This is a genomic window from Pseudomonas sp. VI4.1 (genome assembly GCF_002029345.1).
GTDB lineage: Bacteria > Pseudomonadota > Gammaproteobacteria > Pseudomonadales > Pseudomonadaceae > Aquipseudomonas.
In genome coordinates, this window is record NZ_MULM01000154.1 from 1 (window position 1) to 25,158 (window position 25,158).

The window sequence follows — 25,158 nt, forward strand, 5'->3', positions numbered from 1 at the left end:
AATGCTAGCCCGTAAATGAACGCACATCTCAAAACCAACCCAGCCCCCCTGTAGGAGCCGGCAAGCCGGCTCCTACAGAGATCGCCTTCGCCGGCAAGCCGGCTCCTACAGGGGATCGGGGGCAGCCTTTAGATCAGGAAGCATGCACGATCCCGGTGCGTAACGGCAGCGATTACTTCAGGCTGCCCGAGAGGAATTGTTGCAAGCGTTCGGACTGTGGATTGACCAGCACCTCACGCGGGTTGCCGCTTTCTTCGACGACACCTTTGTGCAGGAACACCAGTTGATTCGACACTTCCCGGGCGAAGCCCATTTCGTGGGTCACCACCACCATGGTCCGGCCTTCGAGGGCCAGGGCCTGCATGACTTTCAGCACATCGCCCACCAGTTCCGGGTCGAGCGCCGAGGTCGGTTCGTCGAACAGCATCACTTCGGGCTCCATCGCCAGCGCCCGGGCAATCGCCACGCGCTGCTGTTCACCGCCGGACATGTGGCCCGGGTAAGCGTCCTTGCGATGCGCCACGCCGACCTTGTTCAGGTAGAGCTCGGCCTTCTCGCGGGCTTCGGCCTTGGACATGCCGAGTACGTGCACCGGCGCTTCCATGATGTTTTCCAGTGCGGTCATGTGCGACCACAGATTGAAATGCTGGAACACCATCGACAGGCGCGAACGCATGCGTTGCAGCTGTTTCGGGTCGGCCGCCTTCAGCGCGCCTTCCTTGTTCGCCACCAGCTTCAGCTCTTCGTTGTTGAGCAGAATCCTGCCGGCGTGCGGCTGCTCGAGCAGGTTGATACAACGCAGGAACGTACTTTTGCCGGAGCCACTGGAGCCGATGATGCTGATCACATCGCCAGCCGCCGCTTTCAGGGACACGCCCTTGAGCACTTCGTGACTGCCATAGCGTTTATGCAGGTCTTGGACTTCAAGTTTGTACATGCGGTCGGTTCTCACAAAAACAGTCAGTCAGTCGTTGAGCAAGCGCCCGTGACGCAGCGCTTCGCGCCCCGCCACCTTGGCCAGCCAGAAACCGGGTTGGGCATAACGCAGCCGTTCAATGGCAAACAGCACCCCGGACGTACCAGCACACACCGTGCTGACCCGATCCGATAACGGATCGATCACTTCGAAAATCTCGTCGCCGGCATCAACCCATTCGCCGGGCTTGCGCAAAAAGCTGATCACGCCAGGGTGCGGCGCGAACAGCAATTCGGTGCCCTCGAACGGCATGCCTTCGCAGGCTTCTCGCGCAGGCTTCGGCCATTCGCCGCTGATCAAGCCTTGCTCGGCGAGGAACGCCAGAATGCCTTCGGCGTAAGCTTGCGCTTCAACCCGACCGGTGTCGGCCTGCCCACCCAGTTCAAGGGTAGTCGCCAGGCAGGCCAGCGGAATCTGCGCGTCCGGGAACAGACGCGACAGGCGCAGCCACGGCAGCGAACAGGCTTCGTCGAAGGAACTGCCGCCGGATTCTTCCGCCAGCAACCCCACCTTCACGTCCAGGTGCGCGGCGAGGGAACGCCACTGCGGCCAGTGCTGCGGCAAGGCGTACATGTGCAGCGCCGCGTCGGTATCGCAATGCAAGTCCAGCACCACGTCGGCGGTGCAGGCATGGCTGAGCAACACGCGCTGCATGCCCTGCAACTGACTCGCGGCCGGCGGCAAAGCGTCGAGCAGGTCGCTCATGGCCTGACGGATCAAGCGGATATTGGCGTGGGGATCATCACCCAGATGCCCATCCAGCTCGGCAGCCACCGACGCGCTCAGCTCGACGAAATCCCGGTTGAAATTCTTGCCGCTGCCTGCCTCGAAACGACCCTGATGATTGCCCTGAAGCAGTTGGCCGAGGCCAATGGGATTGGCCACCGGCACCAGCTCGATCACACCGTTGAGCAAGCCCTGGGCTTCGAGTTCGGCCAGGCGCTTTTTCAGCTCCCAGGCCGTGCGCATCCCCGGCAATTCATCGGCGTGCAGGCTGGCCTGAATGTAGGCCTTGCGCTCGCCACCACCGAAGCGGAACACCGAAATCTGGCGTTCGCTGCCCAGGTTGCTCCACGGCAATGCATGGTCGATGCGTTCCATATCAGTGCTTCCGCGGGGCCAGATAGCCCAGCCAGCGGCGTTCGGCCAGTTTGAACAGCTTCACCAGAATGAAGGTCAGGCACAGGTAGAACACACCCGCCGTGATGTAGGCCTCGAACGGCAAGTAGAACTGGGCATTGACCGTGCGCGCGGCACCGGTGATGTCGATCAGGGTCACGATGGACGCCAGACTGGTGGTCTGCAGCATCATGATCACTTCGTTGCTGTACTGCGGCAGCGCCCGGCGCAGGGCCGATGGCAGCAGGATGCGCTTGTACATCTTGTAGCGCGACATGCCCATGGCCTTGGCCGCTTCGATCTCGCCGTTCGGCGTGGCGCGCAGACTGCCGGCAATGATTTCAGCGGTGTAGGCGCTGGTATTGATCGCGAACGCCAGGCACGCACAGAACGTGGCGCTGGACAGCCATGGCCACAGGAAGCTTTCACGTACCGCTTCGAACTGCGCCAGACCGTAGTAGATCAAAAACAGCTGCACCAGCATCGGCGTGCCGCGAATCACGTAGGTGAAGAGCCAGGCCGACATGTTGACGACCGCATTCTTCGAGACGCGCATCAGGCCCAGCGGCAAGGCCGCCAACAGACCGAAAAACAGCGACAGCGCGAGCAATTTCAGGGTGGTCACCAAACCGCCGAAGTACAGCGGCAAGGACTCCCAAATGACGTTGTAGTCGAAGATCATAGATCAGCCGCCCTTACGCCTACCGAGTAGCGCTTCTCAAGGTGACGCAATGCCAGCAACGAGACACTGGTGATCACCAGGTACATCGCCGCCACTGCGAGGAAGAAGGTGAAAGGCTCGCGGGTGGCATCGGCCGCCTGCTTGGCCTTGAACATCATGTCTTGCAGACCCACCACCGAAATCAGCGCAGTGGCCTTGGTCAATACCAGCCAGTTGTTGGTGAAACCCGGAATCGCCAGGCGAATCATCTGTGGTACCAACACCCGGAAGAACACCTGAAAACTGCTCATGCCGTACGCCATGCCGGCTTCTGCCTGACCTTTGGGGATCGCCATGAACGCACCACGGAAAGTTTCCGACAGGTACGCACCGAAGATGAAGCCCAAGGTGCCGATACCGGCGGCCAACGGGTTCAGGTCGATGTAGTCGTCAAAACCAAGCAGGGGTGCGACGCGGTTGAGCAGGTCCTGCCCCCCGTAGAAAATCAGCAGGATCAGCACCAGGTCGGGAATCCCGCGGATCACCGTGGAATACAGGTCGCCCAGCCAGGCCAGCCAGCGGATCGGAGACAGACGCAGCGCAACGCCGATCAGACCCAGAACAATCGCCAGGACCATGGACGACAAGGCGAGCTGAAGCGTCAGCCAAGCGCCATCGAGGATGACAGCCCCGTAGCCTTTCAACATGATTCAGGTCCTCGAAAAGGGGGATGAAAAAATGGCGCAAACCTCAGAGATCCTGCTGCTTGCGCCATTTCGGACGTGTCGCCGGGGCGGATTACTTGCCGTAGATATCGAAGGCGAAGTACTTGTCCTGGATTTGCTTGTACTTGCCGTTCTCGCGAATGGCGGTGATCGCGGCGTTGATCTTGTCTTTCAGCGCGTCACCCTTGCGTACTGCGATACCCACGCCGTCGCCGAAGTATTTGACGTCGGTGAAGGCCGGGCCAACGAAGGCGAAACCTTTGCCGGCGTCGGTTTTCAGGAAACCGTCATCCAGCAGCGTAGCGTCTGCCACGGTGCCGTCGAGGCGACCGGCCGCGACGTCGAGGTAGATTTCGTTCTGGGAACCGTAAGGCTTGATCTCGGCACCCAGCGGGGCCAGGACTTCGCGGGCGAAACGCTCGTGGATCGAACCGCGCTGCACGCCGATGTTCTTGCCCTTGAGCTCAGCCAGGCTGTCGCTGACCGGGGTGCCGGCCTTCATCACCAGGCGCGCCGGGGTGTTGTAATACTTGTTGGTGAAGTCCACGGACTTCTTGCGGTCTTCGGTGATCGACATGGACGACAGGATCGCGTCGATCTTGCGCACCTTGAGGGCCGGGATCAGGCCGTCGAACTCTTGTTCGACCCAGGTGCACTTGACCTTCATCTCTTCGCACAGGGCGTTGCCGATGTCGTAGTCGAAACCCACGATGCTGCCGTCCGGCGCTTTGGAAGCGAACGGAGGGTAAGCCGCTTCGATACCGATTTTCAGCGGCTTTTCATCAGCGAACGTCGGCAGGGACAGCACGGAAAGTGCCAGGGCGCCAAGCAGCACGAGTTTCTTCATCTTGGGACTCCATCGGTAAAGGGCTAAAACGGCAGAGTGAGCGACAGCCCAATATGCGAATGAATAGAACCGCAAAGCAGTGCTGCGTCCTGGAAAACCCCTGTTGAATTCAACACGAGCAACGACGAGCGAGTGATCGGCATTCTAACGACAGGCCCGAAGCCGATATTTCTTCAATGCGACAACAAATTACAGATGCACCGAGAAAGCCGTTCGGGCGCGTTGACAGCCTTGCAATTTCATGCAAGAGCAAAAGACAGAGAACCGATCAAAGTTGCAAATTGCGGGCCTATTATTGGCAAAGCCTTCTAATCCGGCAAGTGTAGCGTTGGGTCTTATTTTTTATGGGTGCTGAAGTGCCCCGGGAACGGGATATTGCGTTTCTCAATGCCCCGTATTGGCGCCAGCGGTTACACATTTAGTTACTTGAAGGGTAGCGGGTAACAGTAAGAAACGGACTACGGGCGAAGCCGATAATTATTGGTTCGTTGTTTATGCGACGTCTGACAGGTCGCCTTCGCGGGCAAGCCCGCCCCCACAGGGTTTTCGGGATAGATTGCGATTGCATTCACACCACAAATCCCTGTGGGAGCGGGCTTGCCCGCGAAGAGGCCAGTACAGACAACACAAAAACCCCAGACAAAAAAAGCCCCACCAGGCGCAATGCCTGACGGGGCTTCATTGACTCAAGAACCGCCGTTAAGCGACGTTCATCGTCCTATGCTCATCAATCAAATGCTGCACCACACCCGGATCCGCCAGGGTGGAGATATCCCCCAACCCATCGTACTCAGCGGTCGCAATCTTGCGCAGAATCCGGCGCATGATCTTGCCCGAGCGAGTCTTCGGCAACCCCGGCGCCCACTGGATGACATCCGGCGAAGCAATCGGGCCAATCTCTTTGCGCACCCAGTTTTTCAGTTCCAGGCGCAATTGCTCGGTCGGCTCTTCACCAGCGATCAGCGTGACATAGACATAAATGCCCTGCCCCTTGATGTCATGCGGCACACCGACCACCGCCGCCTCGGCGACTTTCGGGTGGGCGACCATCGCGCTTTCGATCTCGGCCGTGCCCATGCGGTGCCCGGACACGTTGAGCACGTCATCCACACGCCCGGTGATCCAGTAGTAACCGTCTGCGTCACGACGGGCACCGTCACCGGTGAAATACATGCCGCGGAAGGTCTTGAAGTAGGTGTCGACGAAACGGTCATGGTCGCGATACAGGGTACGCGCCTGGCCTGGCCACGAATCGAGAATCACCAGGTTGCCCTCGGCCACGCCTTCGATGATGTTGCCCAGATTGTCCACCAGGGCCGGCACCACGCCGAAGAACGGACGCGCCGCAGAACCCGGCTTCAGGCCGTGTGCACCCGGCAACGGGCTCATCAGGGTGGCGCCGGTTTCGGTCTGCCACCAGGTGTCGACGATCGGGCAACGGGACTGACCGACGTTCTTGTAGTACCAATCCCAGGCTTCCGGATTGATCGGCTCACCGACCGAACCCAGCAGACGCAGGCTGCTGCCATCGGCGCCTTCGACAGCGGCGGTGCCCGAGGCCATCATCGCGCGGATCGCAGTCGGCGCGGTGTAGAGGATATTGACCTTGTGCTTGTCGACGATCTTCGCCACCCGGGTGATGTCCGGATAGTTCGGTACGCCTTCGAACAGCAACGTGGTCGCGCCGTTGGCCAGCGGGCCGTAGACGATGTAGGTGTGGCCGGTGATCCAGCCGACGTCGGCGGTGCACCAGTAGACTTCGCCCGGGCGGTAGTCGAACACGCGCTCGTGGGTCATGGCCGCATACAGCAGGTAACCGCCGGTGGTGTGCTGCACGCCCTTGGGCTTGCCGGTGGAACCGGAGGTGTAAAGGATGAACAGCGCTTCTTCGGCGCCCATCTCTTTTGGCGCGCAAACGCTGCCCGCCACTTTCATCAGGTCTTCGTACCAGATGTCGCGATGCTGGTTCCACTTGATGTCGCCACCGGTGCGCTGGCACACGATGACCTTCTGCACGCTGCTGGTTTCCGGGTTGGTCAGCGCGTCATCGACGTTGGACTTGAGCGGGATCTTCTTGCCGGCACGCAGGCCTTCGTCGGCCGTGATCACCACTTTGGAGCGGCAATCGATGATGCGACCGGCCAGGGCTTCCGGCGAGAAGCCACCGAACACCACCGAGTGGATCGCGCCGATCCGGGTGCAGGCCAGCATGGCGACCACGGCTTCGGGGATCATCGGCATATAGATAGTCACCACGTCGCCGCGGTGCACATCCTGGCCGCGCAAGGCGTTGGCGAACTTGCAGACTTCTTCGTGCAATTGGCGGTAGGTGATGTTGCGGCTTTCGGCCGGGTTATCCCCTTCCCAAATGATCGCGACCTGATCGCCGCGCTCGGCCAGATGACGGTCGAGGCAGTTGTAGGAAACGTTGAGGGTGCCGTCGGCAAACCACTTGATGTCGACATGGTGATCGTCGAACGAGGTCTGTTTCACCGTGGTGAAAGGCTTGATCCAGTCGAGGCGCTTGGCTTGCTCGCGCCAGAAGCCATCCGGGTTGACGACGGACTGCTGGTACATGGCCTTGTAGGTCGCCTCATCAGTCAGCGTGTTGGCCGCAACCTCGGGACGAACGGGATACAGGGAAGCCGCACTCATCTTTCTTACCTCGGTGGAATAGTTGTTTTTGTATGACCCAGTTGTAGCCGGACCGGGCCTATAGAACCATTCGACGATGGTAGTAACAAGCCCCTACAAATTAGTGTGGTAAGCCCGAAATACGTACGCAACCCCTGTAGGAGCCGACTTGCCGGCGAATGCGGCGCACCTGAAAAACCACGTCGTCAAGATCGCCAGCCAACCGGCTCCTACAACGCTATCCAGGGATTGTTACAAAATTCGCCAAAAGTGTTTATCAAAACCCCACCTATATGAATGCCCACCCCACGCCTAAAATCCACCTCGCCAACAAGGCAACGCGATTAACCAAGTTGCAGCCCCCACGAAGGCAGTTAATCCAAAACCCGGTAACCCGCTCCACACGCAACCCCCAAAAGGTTGCGTGACCCCACTCGACCTTTAAAAGGTAAACCTGAAATGAAAGCTTTATTAGTTCTGGCCCTCAGCAGCCTGTGCGCAACCGCCATGGCAGATGGGGTTCCGACTGATGTCGCACAGCAGCAAATCGCCATCGAGGAATACACTTACTCCACCGACCTGGACATCGCCAAAGTCATCTCGATGAGCGAAATCCCCAACGTCTGCGAAGTTGTTCCGGCCAAAATGGAATACGACGACTCCAAAGGTCAGCGCCACATCCTGCGTTACAGCGTCATGGGCAACGGCTGCTCCAACGGCTGATCACCCGCCCTCTCCTTTCCAAGGTTCGACCCATCCGCCCGCGGTTCAAGGCAGATGAAGCGCCGAACCTTCTATATCGAATTATTCGATTATTTTTAGCGTTTATTTGCGCTTTTTAATCAAAATAGTCGGCGTAGTATCAATTCCACACCCAAGGCACACAACGCCAACGAACCTGGAGCACTCACATGAAAGCCAAACTGATCATCGCCCTGACCCTCTCCGTCCTGGCCGCCAACACCTTTGCCGCCGACGGCTACGACCGCACCGGCTCGGCTGCCTACACCAACTCGGCAGCTGTCGCTTCTGACGGTTACGACCATACCGGCTCGGCTAACTTCGCCGCCGACGGTGCCGATCACGTCGGTGCGGGCAAACTCGCTTCCGACGGTTTTGATCACACAGGCGCCGCCAAAGTCGCCGCTGACGGCTTCGATCACACCGGTGCCGCCAAGGTCGCTGCCGATGGTGCCGATCACGTGGGTGCTGGTCGCCTGAGCTGATCCTCGAGCGTGACTTACAGCCCGACTTCGGTCGGGCTTAGTTGTGTCTGGAGCTACTTAAAAACGGCCAAAAACACAAGATGTAGTAAAAAACGTGATTTTCTGGCTGTTTTTTGAACAAAAAAGATCTGCGTTAAATTTTATGAAAAAAAAACTGCACCCGTGATCGCTGCCAAAGCCCTGTAAATCCTCGCTCCAACGAAAAACGTATCTCGTCGACCAGCCCGTCAGCCAATTTCACCGCAGCAAAGCGATGAAAACTTCCCTATAATGCCGCCCTAAACGGGCCTGCAATATCCCCTTACAGGGATGTAAAGCCAGTCTGAAGCCCCGCAGTAGCGATCATCGCTGCCCGCGCCCATCAGTGGCTCTCGGAACCCCGTACAAAATTCTGTTTTATTGCCTGCCTTAGCTGCTGCAAAAAACTATTTCTTAAGATCCAATGCGGTCAGAAAGCTGTGTGAACACAATCACACGGGCATCTGGCCCTCACGCAGGAGACGACACGTCATGCTGAGCTGGGACGAATTCGACAAAGAAGACAGCGGCGAAACCGTTGTAAAAGGCGCAAACGCCGGCCACGCGACTGAAGCCAACATGGACCGCCTCGATACGGCTGGTGGTGTCGCGGCTCAAGAAGCTCGCGCCGTCACCGCGTCCGATTCCGCCGCGATCGCCCGAGCCAAAGCAGCCCTGAACAACCTCGACGTTGCCGAAGGCCTTGCCGAACTCGAAGGCGCCTCCGCCCGCGTAGCGGTCGACGAAAAGCGCATGATCAACTGCCGCGCCGACCTCAACCAGCTCGTACCTTTCAAGTACGACTGGGCCTGGCAGAAGTACCTGGACGGCTGCGCAAACCACTGGATGCCGCAAGAAGTCAACATGACCGCCGACATCGCCCTCTGGAAAGACCCGGAAGGCCTGACCGACGACGAGCGCCGCATCGTCATGCGCAACCTCGGCTTCTTCTCCACCGCCGACTCCCTGGTTGCCAACAACCTGGTCCTGGCCGTGTACCGCCTGATCACCAACCCGGAATGCCGCCAGTACATCCTGCGCCAGGCCTTCGAAGAGGCGATCCACACCCACGCCTACCAGTACTGCATCGAATCCCTGGCCATGGATGAAGGCGAGATCTTCAACATGTACCACGAGATCCCATCGGTCGCGAAAAAAGCCACCTGGGGCCTCAAATACACCCGCTCGATCTCCGATCCGAAGTTCGAAACCGGCACCGTCGAAACCGACAAAGAGCTGCTGCGCAACCTGATCGCCTACTACTGCGTCCTGGAAGGCATCTTCTTCTACTGCGGCTTCACCCAGATCCTCTCCATGGGCCGCCGCAACAAAATGACCGGCGTCGCCGAGCAGTTCCAGTACATCCTGCGCGACGAATCCATGCACCTGAACTTCGGCATCGACGTGATCAACCAGATCAAAATCGAAAACCCGCATTTGTGGGATGCCGAGATGAAGGAAGAGGCTTCGCAGATGATTCTGCAAGGCACTCAGCTGGAGATCGAATACGCGCGGGACACCATGCCTCGTGGCGTGCTGGGGATGAATGCGGCGATGATGGAGGACTACCTCAAGTTCATCGCTAACCGTCGTCTGTCGCAGATCGGTCTTAAAGAAGAGTACCCAGGGACGACTAACCCGTTCCCTTGGATGAGCGAGATCATGGACTTGAAGAAAGAGAAGAATTTCTTTGAGACGCGGGTTATTGAGTATCAGACTGGTGGGGCGTTGAGCTGGGATTGATTCCCGAGTTCGCCGCGATTTGACGATGTAAATCGACAAATCGAATTGCAAAAGGCCCCGATCTGATCGGGGCCTTTTTATTGGGTAAGAAAAGTCTCACTAAACTCGACCTTCACCACTAAAACTCCTACAACAATTCCAGCATCGTCCGCATTGATGTCGTTTCAGAGCACCTCTAAGCTCTACAGCAGGTGCCTAAGAAACGCCCAACGTAGAAGCTAACTTCCTTTCCACAGAACGCGCGCTGATATCAGCGATACACGCGCAATCCTGTGAGTGGGGAAACAGCCTGTTGGGATTTCTTAGATCCTCTACGTCGGGTTCCGGCCCTCTTCCACTCAAACGTAGAGGTAATGGATATGCCTGCAGAAACTCCACACCGATCGGTCATGCGCGATCCCCTTAGCCCGACGATCTTCACCCGCCACAACCTCCACCTCCACGCCCTTCTTCTTGAAAATCAACCATGGTTCTGCGCCCGCGATATTGGCCGTTTAATGGGCGTCCATCTGAGTGATCGTATGGTTAGCAAATTGGATAAAGATCAGCGTCGTGTTTTGTGGATTGAGTATTTCTGGCAGCCAGAAAAACAGCTGATGCTCAGCGAGTCAGGGGTATATGCGCTGTTGGTTTATCACTACGTTCCAGGGAATCGCTTACTGCGTGCGTGGTTGACCCATCAGGTGGTGCCAGCCTTACGCGACGCAGAACCCTCGGTAAATCCGGATCGGCCGATGTTGAGCTTGTTGGATTGGCCGGAGATGTCGTTGAGCCTGCTGCATTGGCAGGATGAAGGCTGGATTCGGCTGCGGGACATGCCTCATCTACTGCATAATCAGCCGCAGCGGCCGGTGACAGCAGTTAAACCTTGGTGGCGGAGGGTCGCACAGGTGTTCCAATCGTCGAAGCATTCAATGGGTTAACTGACGTGCTTGTAAGATCGCTTGTGAGAGTCGTCGCTATTGTTGTAGGAATTTTCGTATTCCCGTTATGGCCACTCAGTATCGTCCGAGGGTTTCTCCCCTCGGCGTTCTTACACCCACCTAGCTAGCTTAGGTTAAATCATCGAAAACCCAACGACCGTTGAGAAGACTTTTCAATTGCTCAATGCTCAGCAACTTTTCGGGCCTCCTATGAGTAACCGCGTGGCAATTTGCGCAGAGGGTAATCAAGTCAGTCGCTGGATCGACAACCTGGTCCTCGTCAAATTCGGAAATGGGCTTCACGTGGTGTACATGGATAAAGCCTTTTGCATGCGCGCCGTACGCTTTCTCAAAGTCAAAGTCACAGGCTTTACATCGAAGCCCATGAATAGCGATTGCCTGAAGCCTAAGCTTCGGACAGCGCTCATACCTCACACCGTAATAGGCGATTTTTTTCCCTTCAGTCCCGATAACTCTAGTCTCAAATTCCTGTGCACTATCGATTGAGCTGAAGTCGTCGACCTGCTCCGACTTCAGCACAGCATGGGAGCAGATGCCGTCAAACACCGCTTGGTCAATTAACCGGACACCATTACGCCAGTAATTACTCTTCAGTTTTACAGGAATTTGCTCGAGGTATTCCCCGTCGAGCTTGATCGGGACTGCAGATTCAAAAGGTCTGAAGCCCTCAATGACAGCGAACAAATCACCTTGCGTGCTGTTCTCATCCGCATGAACCTTTCCAATTCGAGCAATACCAAAATAGTGAGGATTGGTACTCAGACGCTGATCCGAAAAAGCCTTGTTTGTCATCTTCCCTTTGTAATAAAGCACCGCCGTTCCTTCGGTCAGTATCGCTCGGTACTGCTTCGGGAAGTGGTAACGGACCCCAGTTTCGTCGGCCCACTTCGATTCATCATTTTCGGCAATGACAGCTGGCATCCACTCATCCTCTTATTAGAGGATGAAGACTACCAAATTTAAGGAAAACTCCTACACGATTGGCGGAAAGCTCTCACGACCAGATCGAACCAGAAACTCGAGAGCAGATGGCGCATGTGTCGCGCCTAGAACGCACAAGGCTGTGACGTAGCCCTGAAAATGAAGATGGTGGCGTTACTGAGGTGAATTAACAGGTGCGCCACCAGGCGCCTCCCGCTATTAATACCCCTTCCCCACTCAAAGACCCGCGCCCACCATGAAATTCGACCTCGCCTACTGCCTCAGCCTCGACGCCAAGCTGTCGATCTATGACGTGCGCGATTTGAATTTCGACGAGACGATGGCGTTCGATTCCGCCAAGGAGCACTTCCAGTGCCCCAACGATGCGTGCCGCTTGGCGTTCGATGCGGGGAATGTGTTGGGGACGTTCAACGCCAAGAATGTCAATTACGTACGCACGCCGCACTTCAAGAACATCCCCAGCACCCGGCATATCGAGGGTTGTCCTTATGTCAGCTTGAAGACGCCGGCATCGGGCGTCGAGGCGGAGGGTGCGGAAACGGATGACAGTCGCGAGGAATATTTCCCATCCGAGTTATTGCTGACTCGGCGTGAGTATGTGCGCAAGCCATCCAACCCGGCAGTGATGGCGGATGTCCTGCGGGATGATCCCAAACTTCCTTCAGCGGCCAGTGACGTCGAGCATTCAACTCGCGACTCGGCGCCGGACAAGACCAGTGTCTTCGCGCATCCGGTGGAATGCTTCGTCTCGAACTTCGAGGACAAGGAGTTGCTCAAGCGCATGCCGCTGAAGATTGGCGAGCACACGGCGCCTTATGCATCATTCTTCAAGAAAATCGAGTATCTGCAGGACAACAAGGGGCTGATCTACTGGGGCAAGATCAAGGAGATCAAGGATTACACCCAGAGCTTTCGCATCGATTTCGAACAGAAGGTCTGGTTCAAGCAAGGGGATGAGGCGAAGAAGAAGCCTTATTCGGTCAACGTTTACCTGAGCAAGAAGCTGATTGAGAACTACCGCAAGCGCAAGGCGTTTCTGGAGGAGATCAAGCATGCCATCGACAGTGATGCCGAGTTGTTTTGCTTCTTTTATGGGGTGACGCCGGAGTTGCAGCAGGTGCCGAGCAAGAAGAACCCCGAGCAGACGTTCGGGGTGTTCAGTGCCGATATCGAGAACCTGGATCACTTCATTATTCGTGAGGCGCCGGGGTTGGCGGGCAAGTAACTCGCTGCATAGCGTTATTGCAACGGCTGATCCTGCTGCTCGTGGGCCGCTTCCAGCTCCCGTATCTCTCGTTTTACTTCATCACGTCGGTTGCGGGCGTCCTGGATGACGGACTCGTCGAGACCACAGTACTGGCGCATCCAGTGGGCCATCATTTCTTCGTCCGGCACTAAATAACCTTTGACGCTTTTATTTCCTCTGATGAAGCCATTCATCTTTGCGTCAAAGCGACCAGCCATGATCTCGTCTGGAGGTAAACATCCCCACTCTGCGGCGTAATCCTCAAAGATCCAGGCAATTTCACCCAGGTGTCCCTGCGCACTGCGATGACCACGTTTGTACAGCTTGTATTGGCGGCAGCTTTCAGCGATTCGCGCCAGCATGTCGGTACCACCCGCCCATTGCAGGGCGTCATGGTGCAGCGCATCACGCATCAGCCCATTCATCCAGCGCTCGGTAAATCGTTGGATAAAACCTGCAACGTCAGCCTTTTTAGCGTCGGCGAAGATCATGCAGTAACGAGTTTGCACATGGATGACGTACAACACGTGCTTGCGTTGCACGGTCTTGGCGTGGACCAGCCATTGCTCGGCGAATTCGTCTGGCTCGTCGTCCTCGACAACGGTCGATGGCGGCTTCTCCACCGGGGTGATTTTCTTGCCTTTGTGCACGCGACTGAAGAAGTTGCCGGCGGCTTCGGTGCAGTTGAAGATCAACATTCGTGGTCCTTTAATAATGCGATGTGCGATGTTCAGTCCTCTCGCTCGATCTCTTCAATCCATTCAAGCTCATAGGGCTGGCGAACAACGTCAGCAAGGTCCTGCTGCGTTGCCTCGCTGAGAATCGAGAGTTCTGCATCGGTCAATAAGTCGTGCCTGACCATCAATCGCAGGGCCATGGGTGCCTTGTAGCGACTGTAGGCGTCGAAAATCCGGCCTATGTCGTTGTGCCGATCGCGCATCAAGCGATGAAGCATTACATACCTGGCTTGCGACGAAAGCGCGTCATGCCCGGTGATGGTGTTGGCATCAGCCAGTACACCTTGGCAGAAACGATCGAGCGCAATCTTGCGCAGTTCCTTGAATTTCTTCCAGTCGCTTTCGAGGATCGATATGAGGTTCTCCTGGGTGAAGTTGAAATGGTGCGAAGGCATATTCGTGAGAAGAGGCCTCCTGATTCCAACCCTGACTGATGCGCATGCTTGCTATTACAAAAACTAGCAAACCCACGTAGAAACGGGCATGCACTCGGTCCGAAGCCGCCCGATCCAGGAGGTTTGCTGCTCGCGTTGGGATTTAGACTGTGAGAGATCAGCGGCGTATTCGACGCTGTTTCGCCGAGTGCCGTGAGAGCCATCGTAGATCTGGCTGGAGTGGCCGAAATAGCATGCTTCAAAAAATGAGTTTGATCCGAGGCCAAAACAACTGTACAAAAACACAGTATATTTTGAACCGACACTCTCGAGCCCGGAGAACACCATGGCCTCTTATGCGATGAAGATCACCCTGGAACGTATCGCCCTTTTCCAATTCACGCCAACCCACTGCGCCCAGGCCCGGGCGATGCTGGGTTGGAGTATCAAAGAGCTGTCTGAAGAATCCGGCGTTTCGGTTGACGCCATTCAACGATTCGAAGCCGAGCGTGATGTGCTGGATGTGACCCGGCTGGCGTTGGCTTACCGGTTCGAAGCGGAGGGGTTGGTGTTCTTCCCGGGGTTTGCGCCGGGGAGAGGGATGAATGTGAAGGGCTCGACGCCGAATCCGGTGGGACGGGCGGATTATGCGATGGTTGAGTGATCTGGCAGGAGCAGCTCTGACGCTCAATGAGCGTCGAGCTATGACTCGCCTATTCAGCACCCGCCACTGCCTACGGATTAAACGCCGGTGCCCGCCGCGCACGGGATACTTGCGCCGGGAGCGTTTTCGTTGAATTGCACCAGTTGCTCCAGGCTTTGGACGGCAAGACCGGTTCGTGTCGGTTGCAGCCATTTCGTGTAATCCACGCGGCGAATGGGCTGTGGTGTTTTGATCGGTTCGGCATTGTCATTGCCGGTCATGGCATTCAATAGCAGGGCAGCCTCGCGAACGGTGCGCGTCATCGGCCCGGGGTATCGGTTTTGTATGTCACGGGAATAATGCCCGTGCGACTGAGCAGGCCCACGGTATCGGAATGCCATGCAGTGGGCCTCGAATATGCCCTGCCCGTCGCTCTTGATCCAGCGACTCGGCGATGGCCAATGCCTTCGCGTCATGCAGGCTTTTAATGTCACATCCATGTGATAAAAATCCTTGTGATGATGGATAGCGAGTGAATGAGTTCACCCGTTTTCCAGCCTATCGACGACGCTGGAAATGTCCGTCATCACTTATCGCTGAATCCTGTACGAATACGCGCCCCGCCCTGTAGCCGCTTTAGCCGACACTCTGCTGGTACACCTGCTGCTCGACCTCGTCCCACCAGGTGCTGCCTCGCTGCGGATGCAGCACATTGAAGGCTTGCCCCATTTGCGGCGTGGTGATCGACACATTGCGCTCCCAGGCCAACGCCAGGATCCGGTCAAAGGGTTCGTACCAGGCATGCATCGACAGGTCGAAAGTGCCGTTGTGGATGGGCAGTAACCAGCGCCCTTTCAGATCGAGATGCGCTTGCAAGGTCTGCTCCGGCTGCATGTGCACATGGGGCCATTCAACGTTGTAGGCGCCGGTTTCCATCAGTGTCAGGTCGAACGGTCCGAACTGTTCGCCGATGCGTTTGAAGCCGTCGAAATAGCCACTGTCGCCGCTGAAGAAGATTCGCGTGTCGCCGTCGATCATCACCCATGAAGCCCACAGGGTGCTGTTGCCATCGAACAGGCCGCGGCCGGAAAAATGTTGCGAAGGGGTGGCGATGAACTGCAGGCCTTCGACCTCGGTGCCCTGCCACCAGTCCAGCTGACGCACCTTGCTGGCGTCGACGCCCCATTTGATCAGGGTGTCGCCCACGCCCAGGGGCGTCAGAAAGTAGTTAGCCTTGTCCGCCAGTTTGAGTACCGCCTGATAATCGAGGTGGTCGTAGTGATCGTGGGACAGGATCACCGCTTCAATCGGCGGCAATTCGTCCAGGCTGATCGGTGGCTGATGGAAACGCTTGGGGCCGGCCCATTGCACCGGTGAGGCGCGTTCAGCGAAGACCGGGTCGGTGATCCAGAATTTGTCGCGCAGTTTCAGCAGTACCGTGGAATGACCGAGGCGGTAGACGCTGTGATTGGGCGCGGCAAGCAATGCCGCTCGCGTCAGGTTTTGCACCGGTACGGGTGCCGTCGGGCGGGTGTTGCCCGGTTTGTGGAAGATCATGTTCCACAGGATGCGCAAGGTTTTACGAAAACCTTCGCGTTGCACCGGGGCATGGTTTCGGTATTGCACTTGAGTCTGTCGAGATGCTTCAGGTGTGGCGGTGTTGTCCGCCGGGGAAGTTGAGGTGGCCATGGCTGAAGACTCCAGGAAAACCGCTGATTGGCGGCCCTCTGCTTTGAAACGTTAAATGGCCGAGCACGCACGCACTAGCCGAAAACTCTATGGTCACTGCACAGGATTAACAGAGCATTACACTGCACAGTGTAGTTTCTAGGTTGCATCATTGCCGATCACAAGTAAACTGATCAGTGTAATCTTTACCTTTTCCTGACGAAGCGTCCCTATGACTGCCCCACAGCGCCTCACCGATCGAAAACGTGCAGCCATCATTCAGGCGGCGATTGCCGAATTCCGTGCCAACGGCTTCGACATCACCAGCATGGACAAGATCGCCGCCACTGCAGGGGTGTCGAAGCGCACGGTGTACAACCACTTCCCCAGTAAGGAAGAGTTGTTCGCCGAAATCCTCAATCAGTTGTGGGCGCGACTGACCGCGGAACCGGAAACGTCCTACCGTCCGGACCTGCCCCTGCGCGACCAGATGCGCCGGATGCTGATGGCAAAGTTGCAGATGATGAGCGACGACAATTTTCTCGACCTGGCCCGGATTGCCATCGCCGCCACCATCCATTCCCCGGAGCGTGCGCAGAACATGGTCGCGCGCATGGGCGAACGCGAAGAAAGCCTGACCCTGTGGATCCGTGCCGCCCAGGCCGCCGGCCGGTTAAAACCGGGCGAGCCGGAATTTGCCGCGCAGCAGATTCAGGGAATGCTCAAGTCCTTTGCCTTCTGGCCACAGATTTCCATGGGCCTGCCAACCCTGTCAGCCGAGCGGCAGAGCGCAGTCGTGGAGTCGGCGCTGGACATGTTTCTGGCCTGCCATCAGGTCTAGATCAAGCTCTCGCTGCGCCCTGGCGCTATAGTGAGCCTCAGTCCCAGCGCCAGGCAGAGAGCCCCATGACCACCGACACCAAAACCACCGCCGCCGTCGATCACCTGCGTTTCCACCGGCCTCACGCGCACCTGGCGCCGACCTTTGGCAACGACAAGTTTGCCTTGCGCGCCGAAGCCTTTGCGCGGTTCTTCGGCACACCGACCTTTCTCGGTGCGCAGACGCTGATCGTGGTGGTGTGGATATGCCTTAATCTGTTTGGCGTGGCCCACTTTGACCTGTACCCGTTCATCCTGCTCAACCTGGCGTTCAGCCTGCAATCGGCTTATGCCGCACCCCTGATTCTGCTGGCCCAGACCCGCCAGGCCGCCCGTGACAAAGCCCAGTCCGATGCCGATGCGCAGCACCGCGAAGCCCTGGCCGTGGCCAACGCCGAACGTCAGGCCCAGGCCGCGCAGAACAGCGCGCAACTGTTGGAACTGCTGGAGCAGAACACCCGGCTGACCGAAATGACCAAGGCCCTGACTGAACGCATCGAGAGCCTGACGTCGGAGATGCATCAGCACTTTGTGGCCAAGGATCAGCCGAGCCGCTGATCAGTCCTGCACCAGACTGCGCACTGCCGAAATCTCAGGCACTTCCCGCCGGTTCATGTACACCCGCAACGGTTCGGTAATGTTGATCCGGTCATCGATGTGCTGATCCAGCAACAACTGAATCGACTCGCGTTTAAGCGTCATGGCCTGCTCCGGACCGGCTGCCCAGACGAACTCGCTCGCCGCAATGATGCCGTCATCCGCCACGTCCATGCCGAACGCGTCTTCACTGAAGCGAACGATGTACTGGCCGGTTTTTCGATTGAGGCCGACGAAGCCCTTGAGTTGGTCGGCAGCCTGGCAGATGAGCTGGGAAGTGATACGCATGGTAAACCTCACAAAGGGTCGCGATGGACCGGTGATCGATGGTTTACACGCAAGACAAATCAATGGCGTTCCCTCTGCCGGGGACGCTGCCGGGGCCAAGGGTACTGCAAGGAACCGCATGAAAGCGCGGGAAATATCTGCTTTGAATCGGTTTATGTCGGTCTCGCGATAGCGCTGGCAGCCCTCAGTTGTTAAAAGGGGACTCTTTGAAAAACTGCGAAAGGACCTCGACCCATGCCTGTCACCTTCACCCAAAGCGCCCTGTTGCTGAGTGTGCTGCTCGGCCTCGGCCAGGCACAGGCCGCCAGCGAACCAAGCCCCACCGCACTGGCGACCCGCCTGGGTATCCCGCATCCCGCCGTGATCGCCCACCGTGGCGCGTCCTTCGATGCACCGGAATCCACCGCCCCGGCTTACAAACTGGCGCGCGATCTGGGCGCCGATTACCTGGAGCTGGACTTGCAGCGCAGCAAGGACGGCGTGCTGTTCGCCCTGCACGACGACAACCTGCAACGCACCACCGACGTCGCCACCAAATTTCCGGAGCGCAAGGACAGCCCGGCCAACGCCTTCACCCTTGCCGAACTGAAAACCCTCGATGCCGGCAGCTGGTTCAACCACGCTTATCCGGATCGCGCCCGTGCGTCCTATGCGGGGCTGAAGATCCTGACCCTGGACGAGATCATCGACATCGCCCAGGGCAACCCGCTGCACAAGCCGGGCCTGTACATCGAAACCAAGGAACCGAAGCAGTTTCCCGGTCTCGAACGCGACCTCAAGGACAAGCTCCAGGATCGCGGCTGGTTGAGTCCGACCGGTTCGAAACTGGCGAAAAGCGAACTGGCGGTCGGCCAGGGCAAAGGCAAGGTGGTGCTGCAAACGTTCGAGAAGGGCAGCCTCGAACTGTTGCAAAAGGAAATGCCGCAAGTGCCGAAGATCCTGCTGCTGTGGGTCGGCGAAGGCAGCATCGAGCCCAAGTCCAAGGTGACCTTCGCCCAGTCCGGCGACAAGGACAAAGCGACGTTCTACGCCAAACAGCAACCGAAGGACAAAGCCGAATTCCAGCGCTGGGTCGAGTACGCCAAGGCCCAGGGCGCCATCGGCACCGGCCCTTCTGTCAGGCTGACCCAGGGGGGTGATCAGAGTTACTCGGACCTGGTGCAACCGTGGATGAACCAGTACACCCATGACCAGGGCTTGCTGGTGCACGCCTACACCGTCGACGATGCCGTGGATTATCAGAAAGTCATGGACGCCGGGGTCGATGGCATTTTCACCAACCGCGCCAGCGAACTGCTCAAGTTTTATAAACGGCCGGCGGCGGCGAGTGTGGCGCAGTTGTTGAAGAACAATGGGTATTGATGTGCGCCTGGCGTTACACCGAGGCGCTGCCATCGCGGGCAAGCCACGCTCCTACAGGTTTTGCGCAGGCCTCGTAGGAGCTGGCTTGCCAGCGAAGCTCTAACTAACGACGCCGCTTGAGGAATTAAGGCTGAATTAAGTTGCCACAGTTAATCTGATCCCACTTAAACAGATCAATCCAAGGAAAGAACCCCATGAAAACCCTGACTGCCTTGTTCACCGCAGCTGCCCTGACCCTCACCGCTGGCCTGGCCCAGGCCGATGTGCCTGTCGATCAGATCCCGCAGCTGGTCAAAGACAAAAAGATCAAGCCGCTGGAAGAACTGAACCAGATCGTGCTGAAACTGCACCCGGGGGCCACGATTACCGACAGCGACCTGGACAACCACTTCAACAACTACGAATACGAAGTTGAACTGCGCGATGCCAAAAACATTGAATGGGACGTGGATTTGAATGCCGCCACCGGCGAAGTCCTGAAAAACAAACAAGACGACTGATACGCCTATCAAACAGCCGCACGACCGTCGGGTCGTGCGGCTTTTTGCATCTTGCGGCAACTGATTCCGAACGCCATCAAACAAGTGACGCCAAGCTCGCGCCAGCCCGTTAGAATTCCTCGACATCCTCGGCGTCTTGCAGCGAGAACAACGTACATGGGTCATACAGCGGCAGCAGACATCGCCACCATCGGTCGAATCAGCGCGGTGCCCGCCATACTTCAGGTGATCCGCGAAATGACCGGCCTGCGCTTTGCTGCAGTGGCCCGCGTCACCGAAGACTCCTGGACCGCCTGTGCGGTGCTCGATCAACTGGGTTTCGGCCTGCAGGTCGGTGGTGAATTGGAGGTCACGACCACGCTGTGCCACGAAATACGCCAGGCCCACCACGCCGTGGTGATCGACAAGGCCAGTGACGACCCGCTTTACCGCGACCACCACACGCCGCGCCTGTATCAATTCGAAAGCTACATTGCGGTACCGGTGTTTCGCACTGACGGGCGTTTCTTCGGCACCATCTGCGCCCTTGATCCCAACCCGGCGCCGCTCACCTCCAGCACGATCCAGAGCACCATGGAGTCGTTCGCACGGATGCTGGCGCTGCAGATCGAATCCGAAGAAAACCAGCAGAAGACCGAAGCGGCGCTGATTCAGGAGCAGGCCAACGGAGAACTGCGCGAACAGTTCATCGCCGTGCTCGGGCATGACTTGCGCAACCCCTTGTTTGCCATCAGCGCCGGCGCGGAAATGCTCCTGCGCAAGTTTCCCGACCCGGCCCGCGACAAGCTGGTGCAACACATACTGACCAGCGCCCGGCGCGCGACCAGACTGGTCGACGATGTACTGGATTTCACCCGCGGCTCCATGGGCAAGGGCATCCCGGTGAACATCGAGCCGTGCCCGGATCTGGAAGAGGCATTACGCCATGTGATTGCTGAAATCCAGAGCGTGCACCCCGACCGCAGTATCCTGTCGTCCATCGGCGACTTGCGCGATGTGCAGTGCGATCGCGAGCGAGTCGCGCAACTGGCCTCCAATCTGGTGGCCAACGCGGTCACCCATGGCGATCGTGCAGGTGCGGTCGTGGCCAGCGCGCAAAGCGATCAAGCCACCTTTGTGCTGAGCGTCAAAAATCAGGGACAGATTGCCGAGGAGGCGTTGCCGCACCTGTTCAAACCCTACTCGCGACCGACCGGCGATACACCGCAGGCCGGCCTCGGGTTGGGCTTGTACATCGCCAGCGAAATCGCCAGGTCCCATGGCGGCACGCTGGACGTGGTCTCCAACGCGGAACAGGGCACGATCTTTACCTTCAGCCTGCCCATTCGCCCCTAGGAACCGTCACAAAACCGTCAAACAGCCTTGCGATGATGCGGCTCAAGTGAACCTGTGAAACCCGCGACAGGCGCCTCCTCACAGCGAGCCTCCATGAACCACAGCATCGACCAAAGCCACCGCGATCCGGACCTGTTCGGTCTGCTGTACGGTTTCCGTTTTCGCCCCGGCGAACGTGGCAGGGAAATCGATTCGGCCAGCGCTTTGCAGTGCCTGCAACAGCCGGACGACAGCGATGAATTTCTCTGGCTGCACCTCAACCTCGCCCATGCCGCGTGCGAGCGCTGGATGAAAAACCATCTGCGATTGCCCGAAGAGTTTTTCGAGGCACTGCATGAAGGCTCGCGTTCGACGCGCATCGAGCACGTCGATTCAGCGTTGCTGGCGGTGGTCAACGATGTGGTCTTCAACCTCAGCAGCATGGTGTCGTCCGATGTGTCGACGCTGTGGGTCTGCGCCCGCAGCCGGCTGATCATCAGCGCGCGCCTGCAACCGCTGCATTCGGTGGATAAATTGCGCTCGTCGGTGAAGGCCGGCGAGTGCTTCCGCTCGCCGCTGGAACTGCTGGTGCATTTGCTGCGCGATCAGGGCGAAGTGCTGACGCAGATCGTGCGCAAGACCAGCCTCAGTGTCGACCAGGTCGAGGATGAGTTGCTGTCGTCGCGACTGTCGACCAACCGGGCCGAGCTGGGCGCCAATCGCCGGGTGCTGGTGCGCCTGCAACGTCTGCTGGCGCTGGAACCCGGCTCGCTGCTGCGGTTGCTCAATCGCCCGCCCCAGTGGTTGCAGAAAGAGGACGTGAAGGAGTTGCGCAAATCCACCGAGGAGTTTGCGCTGATCATCAACGACCTCACGGCACTGGGGGAGCGGATCAAGCTGTTGCAGGAAGAAATCGCCGCCAACCTCAACGAACAGAGCAACCGCACCTTGTTTACGCTGACTGTGGTCACAGTGCTGGCGCTGCCGATCAACATCATTGCCGGTTTTTTTGGCATGAATGTCGGTGGGGTGCCGCTTTCCGGTGACCCAGAGGGGTTCTGGATCCTGGTGGCTTTGGTCGCGACCTTCACGGTGATCGCCGGGCGCTGGGCGTTTCGCAAGCGTCAGGATTATTAATCAGACAGCCCGCAAAACGCCCAAACCCTGACCCAACGCAACCTCTCTGTAATATTTAGCAATGGTCATGACAAACACTCCTCGCCTCCTCAGGATTGTCCGCCATGGCTACTCCTGCCTTCACCGCCGCCCGGGCGCCCACCAGCAGCGCCAAACCGCAGCTCGACAAAAAACCCGGCCTGCTGACCATTGTGATTTTTTCACGGTGCTGGCCATCGGATTGTTGTTCACGGCCAACAGCCTGATGCATGGCCACGACGGCACCAGCGGCGTGGACTGGGCACAGGCGACCAAGATCGGTTATGCGCTATTGCTGTCGCCGCTGGTCGGCTTCGGCTTCGCCGCGCTGTTGCTGCTGCCTTGCGGGTTTTCGTCAAGAATCGCGCGCTGTACAAGGCCCCGGTGGGCGACGCTCCGCCACCGTCACCCAAATTATCTGACCACCACATAACCCCCTGTAGGAGCTGGCTTGCCAGCGAAGGCGTCCGTTCAGGCAATAAATATGTCGGCTGATCCACCGCTTTCGCTGGCAAGCCAGCTCCTACAGGGGGGAGGTGGTGCTCAGGTGGTTGGCAGGATCACCTGCCCCAACCAATCCATGAACGCCCTGACCCGCAACGGCAAATGCCGTTGCCGGGCATACAGCAGTGAAACCCTCAGGGACGGCGCGTTGAACTGCGGCAATACCGCCACCAGCTCACCGCTGAGCAGGTGCGGCGTCATGCCCGCCCGCGGCGCCTGGATCAAACCAAAACCACCCAGGCACGCCGACTCGTAACAATCGGTGCTGTTGACCGTGACGCTGCCCGCCATCGGCACTTGATGCGACTGCCCGTCCACCTCGTACACAAAACCTTCCGGGCGCGAACCCAGGACACCGACGTAATGCACCAGCCGATGGTGCGCCAGGTCTTCGAGTCGTTCAGGCACACCATAGCGTTGCAGATAAGCCGGGCTGGCGCAGTTGACCATGACAAAGTCGCACAAGTGGCGGGCGACCACCGATTGATCCGGCTGCGCGCCGACCCTCACCACACAATCAAAACCTTCACCGAGCAAATCGACCCGGCGGTCGGTGCTGCTGATTTCCAGCTCCAGATGGGGGTGCTGCGCCATGAATTCGGGCAGGCGCGGCATCACGACGCGACGGGCCAGAATATTCGGCATGTCGATGCGGATGCGCCCGGTGAGCGCAGCCGCATCCTGGCGAAACAGCCCCTCGATTTCGTCCATGTGCGACAGCAAGTCCTTGCTGCGTTCGTACAACACGATGCCGTCCTGGGTTGCCTGGACCTTGCGCGTGGTGCGTTGCAGCAGGCGCGTGCCCAGCAGCGTTTCGAGGGCCTGGACGTGGTCGGAGACCGTAGACCGGGGCAAGCCCAGACTTTCACCGGCGAGGGTAAAACTCGACATCTCGCTGACACGCACAAAGGTGCGCAGCAGTTCCAGCTTGTTCATGGGTCGCCCCTATTGTCCGATTTAACCGACCAGTGATTCCGATTCAGCTCTGTTTATCACTGTGCTGCGGATAAATAAACTTCCTTCACGCCATCACTCACCGCGCTTGAGGAAGTCCCATGAACCGTAAAATCGCATTGATCACCGGCGCCAGCCGTGGCCTTGGCAAAAACGCAGCGCTGCATCTGGTCGCCCAGGGCGTCGACATCATCGGCACTTTCAACAGCCGCGCCGAAGAGGCGCACGCCTTGGTGGCGCACATCGAAAGTCTCGGCGGTCGCGCCGCGATGCTGCAACTCGACGTTGGACAGAGTGAAGGCTTCGCCGAATTCGCCACTCAGGTCGCCGATGTCCTGCAACAGCATTTCGATCGTCAGCAGTTCGACTTTTTGATCAACAACGCAGGCATCGGCGTGAATGCGAACTTCGTCGACACCACCGTCGCCCAGTTCGATCTGCTGATGAACATCCATCTGAAGGGGCCGTTTTTTCTGACGCAGAAGCTGTTGCCGCTGCTGGCTGACGGTGGACGCATTCTCAATGTTTCCAGCGGTCTGACCCGCTTCAGCATGCCGGGTTACGGCGCCTACGCGGCCATGAAAGGTGCCATGGAAGTGCTGACGCGCTACCAGGCCAAGGAGCTGGGTGCGCGTAACATTGCAGTGAATACCTTGGCACCTGGCGCGATCGAAACCGATTTCGGCGGCGGTACGGTGCGCGACAACGCGCAGGTGAACACACTGGTCGCCAGCAATACCGCGCTGGGTCGTGTCGGCCAGCCGGACGACATCGGCGCGGCCATTGCGTTACTGATGGCGCCGGGTGGCCAGTGGATCAACGGGCAGCGGATCGAGGCTTCGGGGGGGATGTTTTTGTAAGCAGACCGCCAGGATCAAAAGATCGCAGCCTGCGGCAGTTCCTTGTTGACCTGCGTACTAATGGTTTGTGGTCAACACCAAACCTGTAGGAGCCGGCTTGCCGGCGAAGGCGTCTTCATGGGCGCGGCATGGCTCGAGGCCGCCTTCGCTGGCAAGCCAGCGCCTACAGGAATCGGGTACATCCGCAATTGTAGTGGTTGTACCTGATCGGTGTAGGGGCTGCTGCAGGCTGCGATCTTGGC

General features: G+C 58.2%; 26 protein-coding genes and 1 pseudogene. 14 read left to right on the plus strand and 13 right to left on the minus strand.

All coding sequences use genetic code 11. The annotated features are described in order from the left end of the window. Nucleotides 1–172 precede the first annotated feature (172 nt). The 6 genes from BZ163_RS15710 to acs form a co-directional block, all read right to left on the minus strand. Nucleotides 173–937 (minus strand): ABC transporter ATP-binding protein, encoded by a 765-nt coding sequence (locus BZ163_RS15710; protein WP_128871670.1) that lies wholly within the window; start codon nt 935–937, stop codon nt 173–175. A gap of 27 nt (nt 938–964) precedes the next feature. Continuing rightward, entirely contained in the window at nt 965–2,077 is a 1,113-nt protein-coding gene (locus BZ163_RS15715) for a M14 family metallopeptidase (RefSeq protein ID WP_128871671.1), read from the minus strand. Between the two features lies 1 nt (nt 2,078). After that, nucleotides 2,079–2,777: an ABC transporter permease gene (locus BZ163_RS15720; protein WP_128871672.1), complete on the minus strand. Its 699-nt coding sequence runs from the start codon at nt 2,775–2,777 to the stop codon at nt 2,079–2,081. Further along, nucleotides 2,774–3,463: an ABC transporter permease gene (locus BZ163_RS15725; RefSeq protein ID WP_007943881.1), complete on the minus strand. Its 690-nt coding sequence runs from the start codon at nt 3,461–3,463 to the stop codon at nt 2,774–2,776. Before BZ163_RS15725 ends, BZ163_RS15720 begins: the two co-directional genes overlap by 4 nt. Nucleotides 3,464–3,554: 91 nt before the next feature. Beyond that, nucleotides 3,555–4,328, minus strand: coding sequence for an ABC transporter substrate-binding protein (locus BZ163_RS15730; protein ID WP_128871673.1), 774 nt, complete (start codon nt 4,326–4,328; stop codon nt 3,555–3,557). A gap of 699 nt (nt 4,329–5,027) precedes the next feature. After that, complete coding sequence (gene acs, locus BZ163_RS15735; RefSeq protein WP_128871674.1) at nt 5,028–6,983, minus strand: acetate--CoA ligase; 1,956 nt, start codon at nt 6,981–6,983, stop codon at nt 5,028–5,030. Nucleotides 6,984–7,421: 438 nt separating this feature from the next. Here acs and BZ163_RS15740 point away from each other — a divergent pair, with 438 nt between their 5' ends. The 4 genes from BZ163_RS15740 (at nt 7,422) to BZ163_RS15755 (ending at nt 10,872) form a co-directional block, all read left to right on the plus strand. Next, nucleotides 7,422–7,685 (plus strand): DUF2790 domain-containing protein, encoded by a 264-nt coding sequence (locus BZ163_RS15740; RefSeq protein WP_128871675.1) that lies wholly within the window; start codon nt 7,422–7,424, stop codon nt 7,683–7,685. Between the two features lie 188 nt (nt 7,686–7,873). Further along, nucleotides 7,874–8,188: a hypothetical protein gene (locus BZ163_RS15745; RefSeq protein ID WP_128871676.1), complete on the plus strand. Its 315-nt coding sequence runs from the start codon at nt 7,874–7,876 to the stop codon at nt 8,186–8,188. Between the two features lie 510 nt (nt 8,189–8,698). Beyond that, a complete protein-coding gene (locus BZ163_RS15750; protein WP_128871677.1) occupies nt 8,699–9,949 on the plus strand; it encodes a ribonucleotide-diphosphate reductase subunit beta in 1,251 nt (416 codons plus the stop codon). 389 nt (nt 9,950–10,338) lie between these two features. Continuing rightward, the gene (locus tag BZ163_RS15755; protein WP_128871678.1) at nt 10,339–10,872 is read left to right on the plus strand and encodes a Bro-N domain-containing protein; all 534 of its coding nucleotides are present in this window, start codon (nt 10,339–10,341) and stop codon (nt 10,870–10,872) included. Between the two features lie 129 nt (nt 10,873–11,001). Here the strand turns inward: BZ163_RS15755 and BZ163_RS15760 are convergent, their stop codons facing one another. Then, nucleotides 11,002–11,814 (minus strand): HNH endonuclease, encoded by an 813-nt coding sequence (locus BZ163_RS15760; protein ID WP_128871679.1) that lies wholly within the window; start codon nt 11,812–11,814, stop codon nt 11,002–11,004. Nucleotides 11,815–12,070: 256 nt separating this feature from the next. Here BZ163_RS15760 and BZ163_RS15765 point away from each other — a divergent pair, with 256 nt between their 5' ends. Next, nucleotides 12,071–13,060, plus strand: a complete 990-nt coding sequence (locus tag BZ163_RS15765; RefSeq protein ID WP_128871680.1) for a hypothetical protein — start codon at nt 12,071–12,073, stop codon at nt 13,058–13,060. Nucleotides 13,061–13,074: 14 nt separating this feature from the next. Here the strand turns inward: BZ163_RS15765 and BZ163_RS15770 are convergent, their stop codons facing one another. Then, a complete protein-coding gene (locus tag BZ163_RS15770) occupies nt 13,075–13,779 on the minus strand; it encodes a hypothetical protein (RefSeq protein WP_128871681.1) in 705 nt (234 codons plus the stop codon). Nucleotides 13,780–13,811: 32 nt separating this feature from the next. Next, entirely contained in the window at nt 13,812–14,174 is a 363-nt protein-coding gene (locus tag BZ163_RS15775) for a hypothetical protein (RefSeq protein WP_128871725.1), read from the minus strand. Nucleotides 14,175–14,538: 364 nt separating this feature from the next. Here BZ163_RS15775 and BZ163_RS15780 point away from each other — a divergent pair, with 364 nt between their 5' ends. Continuing rightward, the gene (locus tag BZ163_RS15780) at nt 14,539–14,856 is read left to right on the plus strand and encodes a helix-turn-helix transcriptional regulator (protein WP_128871682.1); all 318 of its coding nucleotides are present in this window, start codon (nt 14,539–14,541) and stop codon (nt 14,854–14,856) included. A gap of 77 nt (nt 14,857–14,933) precedes the next feature. On the opposite strand, the gene BZ163_RS36435 is transcribed toward BZ163_RS15780, so the two are convergent. Beyond that, nucleotides 14,934–15,158, minus strand: a complete 225-nt coding sequence (locus tag BZ163_RS36435; protein WP_128871683.1) for a hypothetical protein — start codon at nt 15,156–15,158, stop codon at nt 14,934–14,936. Nucleotides 15,159–15,471: 313 nt separating this feature from the next. Continuing rightward, the gene (locus BZ163_RS15795) at nt 15,472–16,524 is read right to left on the minus strand and encodes an MBL fold metallo-hydrolase (protein ID WP_128871685.1); all 1,053 of its coding nucleotides are present in this window, start codon (nt 16,522–16,524) and stop codon (nt 15,472–15,474) included. 211 nt (nt 16,525–16,735) lie between these two features. Here BZ163_RS15795 and BZ163_RS15800 point away from each other — a divergent pair, with 211 nt between their 5' ends. Together BZ163_RS15800 and BZ163_RS15805 are read left to right on the plus strand one after the other, a co-directional pair. Then, entirely contained in the window at nt 16,736–17,344 is a 609-nt protein-coding gene (locus tag BZ163_RS15800) for a TetR/AcrR family transcriptional regulator (RefSeq protein WP_128871686.1), read from the plus strand. Nucleotides 17,345–17,409: 65 nt separating this feature from the next. Beyond that, nucleotides 17,410–17,940 (plus strand): DUF1003 domain-containing protein, encoded by a 531-nt coding sequence (locus BZ163_RS15805; RefSeq protein ID WP_128871687.1) that lies wholly within the window; start codon nt 17,410–17,412, stop codon nt 17,938–17,940. Here BZ163_RS15805 and BZ163_RS15810 read toward each other — a convergent pair whose 3' ends face one another. Continuing rightward, nucleotides 17,941–18,267: a DUF2025 family protein gene (locus BZ163_RS15810; protein ID WP_128871688.1), complete on the minus strand. Its 327-nt coding sequence runs from the start codon at nt 18,265–18,267 to the stop codon at nt 17,941–17,943. Between the two features lie 234 nt (nt 18,268–18,501). Here BZ163_RS15810 and BZ163_RS15815 point away from each other — a divergent pair, with 234 nt between their 5' ends. The 5 genes and pseudogenes from BZ163_RS15815 to BZ163_RS36440 form a co-directional block, all read left to right on the plus strand. Continuing rightward, a complete protein-coding gene (locus BZ163_RS15815; protein WP_128871689.1) occupies nt 18,502–19,629 on the plus strand; it encodes a glycerophosphodiester phosphodiesterase in 1,128 nt (375 codons plus the stop codon). 194 nt (nt 19,630–19,823) lie between these two features. Continuing rightward, nucleotides 19,824–20,129, plus strand: a complete 306-nt coding sequence (locus BZ163_RS15820; RefSeq protein ID WP_128871690.1) for a PepSY domain-containing protein — start codon at nt 19,824–19,826, stop codon at nt 20,127–20,129. 156 nt (nt 20,130–20,285) lie between these two features. Continuing rightward, on the plus strand, nt 20,286–21,464 hold the full coding sequence (locus tag BZ163_RS15825) for a GAF domain-containing sensor histidine kinase (RefSeq protein ID WP_128871691.1): 1,179 nt from the start codon (nt 20,286–20,288) through the stop codon (nt 21,462–21,464). Nucleotides 21,465–21,557: 93 nt separating this feature from the next. Continuing rightward, on the plus strand, nt 21,558–22,580 hold the full coding sequence (locus BZ163_RS15830) for a transporter (protein WP_128871692.1): 1,023 nt from the start codon (nt 21,558–21,560) through the stop codon (nt 22,578–22,580). A gap of 232 nt (nt 22,581–22,812) precedes the next feature. Then, nucleotides 22,813–23,003: pseudogene (locus tag BZ163_RS36440) on the plus strand (inorganic phosphate transporter); the annotation flags it as partial. 138 nt (nt 23,004–23,141) lie between these two features. Here BZ163_RS36440 and BZ163_RS15840 read toward each other — a convergent pair. Beyond that, the gene (locus tag BZ163_RS15840) at nt 23,142–24,038 is read right to left on the minus strand and encodes a LysR family transcriptional regulator (protein WP_128871693.1); all 897 of its coding nucleotides are present in this window, start codon (nt 24,036–24,038) and stop codon (nt 23,142–23,144) included. Nucleotides 24,039–24,157: 119 nt separating this feature from the next. Between BZ163_RS15840 and BZ163_RS15845 the strand changes: the two genes are divergently transcribed. Next, on the plus strand, nt 24,158–24,916 hold the full coding sequence (locus BZ163_RS15845; protein WP_128871694.1) for an SDR family NAD(P)-dependent oxidoreductase: 759 nt from the start codon (nt 24,158–24,160) through the stop codon (nt 24,914–24,916). The last annotated feature ends 242 nt before the right edge of the window (nt 24,917–25,158 follow it).

Excerpts from the sequence above, each read along its gene's own strand:
- BZ163_RS15710 (WP_128871670.1), bottom strand. The coding sequence starts at position 937 with ATGTACAAACTTGAAGTCCAAGACCTGCATAAACGCTATGGCAGTCAC.
- BZ163_RS15715 (WP_128871671.1), bottom strand. The coding sequence starts at position 2,077 with ATGGAACGCATCGACCATGCATTGCCGTGGAGCAACCTGGGCAGCGAA.
- BZ163_RS15720 (WP_128871672.1), bottom strand. The coding sequence starts at position 2,777 with ATGATCTTCGACTACAACGTCATTTGGGAGTCCTTGCCGCTGTACTTC.
- BZ163_RS15725 (WP_007943881.1), bottom strand. The coding sequence starts at position 3,463 with ATGTTGAAAGGCTACGGGGCTGTCATCCTCGATGGCGCTTGGCTGACG.
- BZ163_RS15730 (WP_128871673.1), bottom strand. The coding sequence starts at position 4,328 with ATGAAGAAACTCGTGCTGCTTGGCGCCCTGGCACTTTCCGTGCTGTCC.
- acs (WP_128871674.1), bottom strand. The coding sequence starts at position 6,983 with ATGAGTGCGGCTTCCCTGTATCCCGTTCGTCCCGAGGTTGCGGCCAAC.
- BZ163_RS15740 (WP_128871675.1), top strand. The coding sequence starts at position 7,422 with ATGAAAGCTTTATTAGTTCTGGCCCTCAGCAGCCTGTGCGCAACCGCC.
- BZ163_RS15745 (WP_128871676.1), top strand. The coding sequence starts at position 7,874 with ATGAAAGCCAAACTGATCATCGCCCTGACCCTCTCCGTCCTGGCCGCC.
- BZ163_RS15750 (WP_128871677.1), top strand. The coding sequence starts at position 8,699 with ATGCTGAGCTGGGACGAATTCGACAAAGAAGACAGCGGCGAAACCGTT.
- BZ163_RS15755 (WP_128871678.1), top strand. The coding sequence starts at position 10,339 with ATGCGCGATCCCCTTAGCCCGACGATCTTCACCCGCCACAACCTCCAC.
- BZ163_RS15760 (WP_128871679.1), bottom strand. The coding sequence starts at position 11,814 with ATGCCAGCTGTCATTGCCGAAAATGATGAATCGAAGTGGGCCGACGAA.
- BZ163_RS15765 (WP_128871680.1), top strand. The coding sequence starts at position 12,071 with ATGAAATTCGACCTCGCCTACTGCCTCAGCCTCGACGCCAAGCTGTCG.
- BZ163_RS15770 (WP_128871681.1), bottom strand. The coding sequence starts at position 13,779 with ATGTTGATCTTCAACTGCACCGAAGCCGCCGGCAACTTCTTCAGTCGC.
- BZ163_RS15780 (WP_128871682.1), top strand. The coding sequence starts at position 14,539 with ATGGCCTCTTATGCGATGAAGATCACCCTGGAACGTATCGCCCTTTTC.
- BZ163_RS36435 (WP_128871683.1), bottom strand. The coding sequence starts at position 15,158 with ATGACGCGCACCGTTCGCGAGGCTGCCCTGCTATTGAATGCCATGACC.
- BZ163_RS15795 (WP_128871685.1), bottom strand. The coding sequence starts at position 16,524 with ATGGCCACCTCAACTTCCCCGGCGGACAACACCGCCACACCTGAAGCA.
- BZ163_RS15800 (WP_128871686.1), top strand. The coding sequence starts at position 16,736 with ATGACTGCCCCACAGCGCCTCACCGATCGAAAACGTGCAGCCATCATT.
- BZ163_RS15805 (WP_128871687.1), top strand. The coding sequence starts at position 17,410 with ATGACCACCGACACCAAAACCACCGCCGCCGTCGATCACCTGCGTTTC.
- BZ163_RS15810 (WP_128871688.1), bottom strand. The coding sequence starts at position 18,267 with ATGCGTATCACTTCCCAGCTCATCTGCCAGGCTGCCGACCAACTCAAG.
- BZ163_RS15815 (WP_128871689.1), top strand. The coding sequence starts at position 18,502 with ATGCCTGTCACCTTCACCCAAAGCGCCCTGTTGCTGAGTGTGCTGCTC.
- BZ163_RS15820 (WP_128871690.1), top strand. The coding sequence starts at position 19,824 with ATGAAAACCCTGACTGCCTTGTTCACCGCAGCTGCCCTGACCCTCACC.
- BZ163_RS15825 (WP_128871691.1), top strand. The coding sequence starts at position 20,286 with ATGGGTCATACAGCGGCAGCAGACATCGCCACCATCGGTCGAATCAGC.
- BZ163_RS15830 (WP_128871692.1), top strand. The coding sequence starts at position 21,558 with ATGAACCACAGCATCGACCAAAGCCACCGCGATCCGGACCTGTTCGGT.
- BZ163_RS15840 (WP_128871693.1), bottom strand. The coding sequence starts at position 24,038 with ATGAACAAGCTGGAACTGCTGCGCACCTTTGTGCGTGTCAGCGAGATG.
- BZ163_RS15845 (WP_128871694.1), top strand. The coding sequence starts at position 24,158 with ATGAACCGTAAAATCGCATTGATCACCGGCGCCAGCCGTGGCCTTGGC.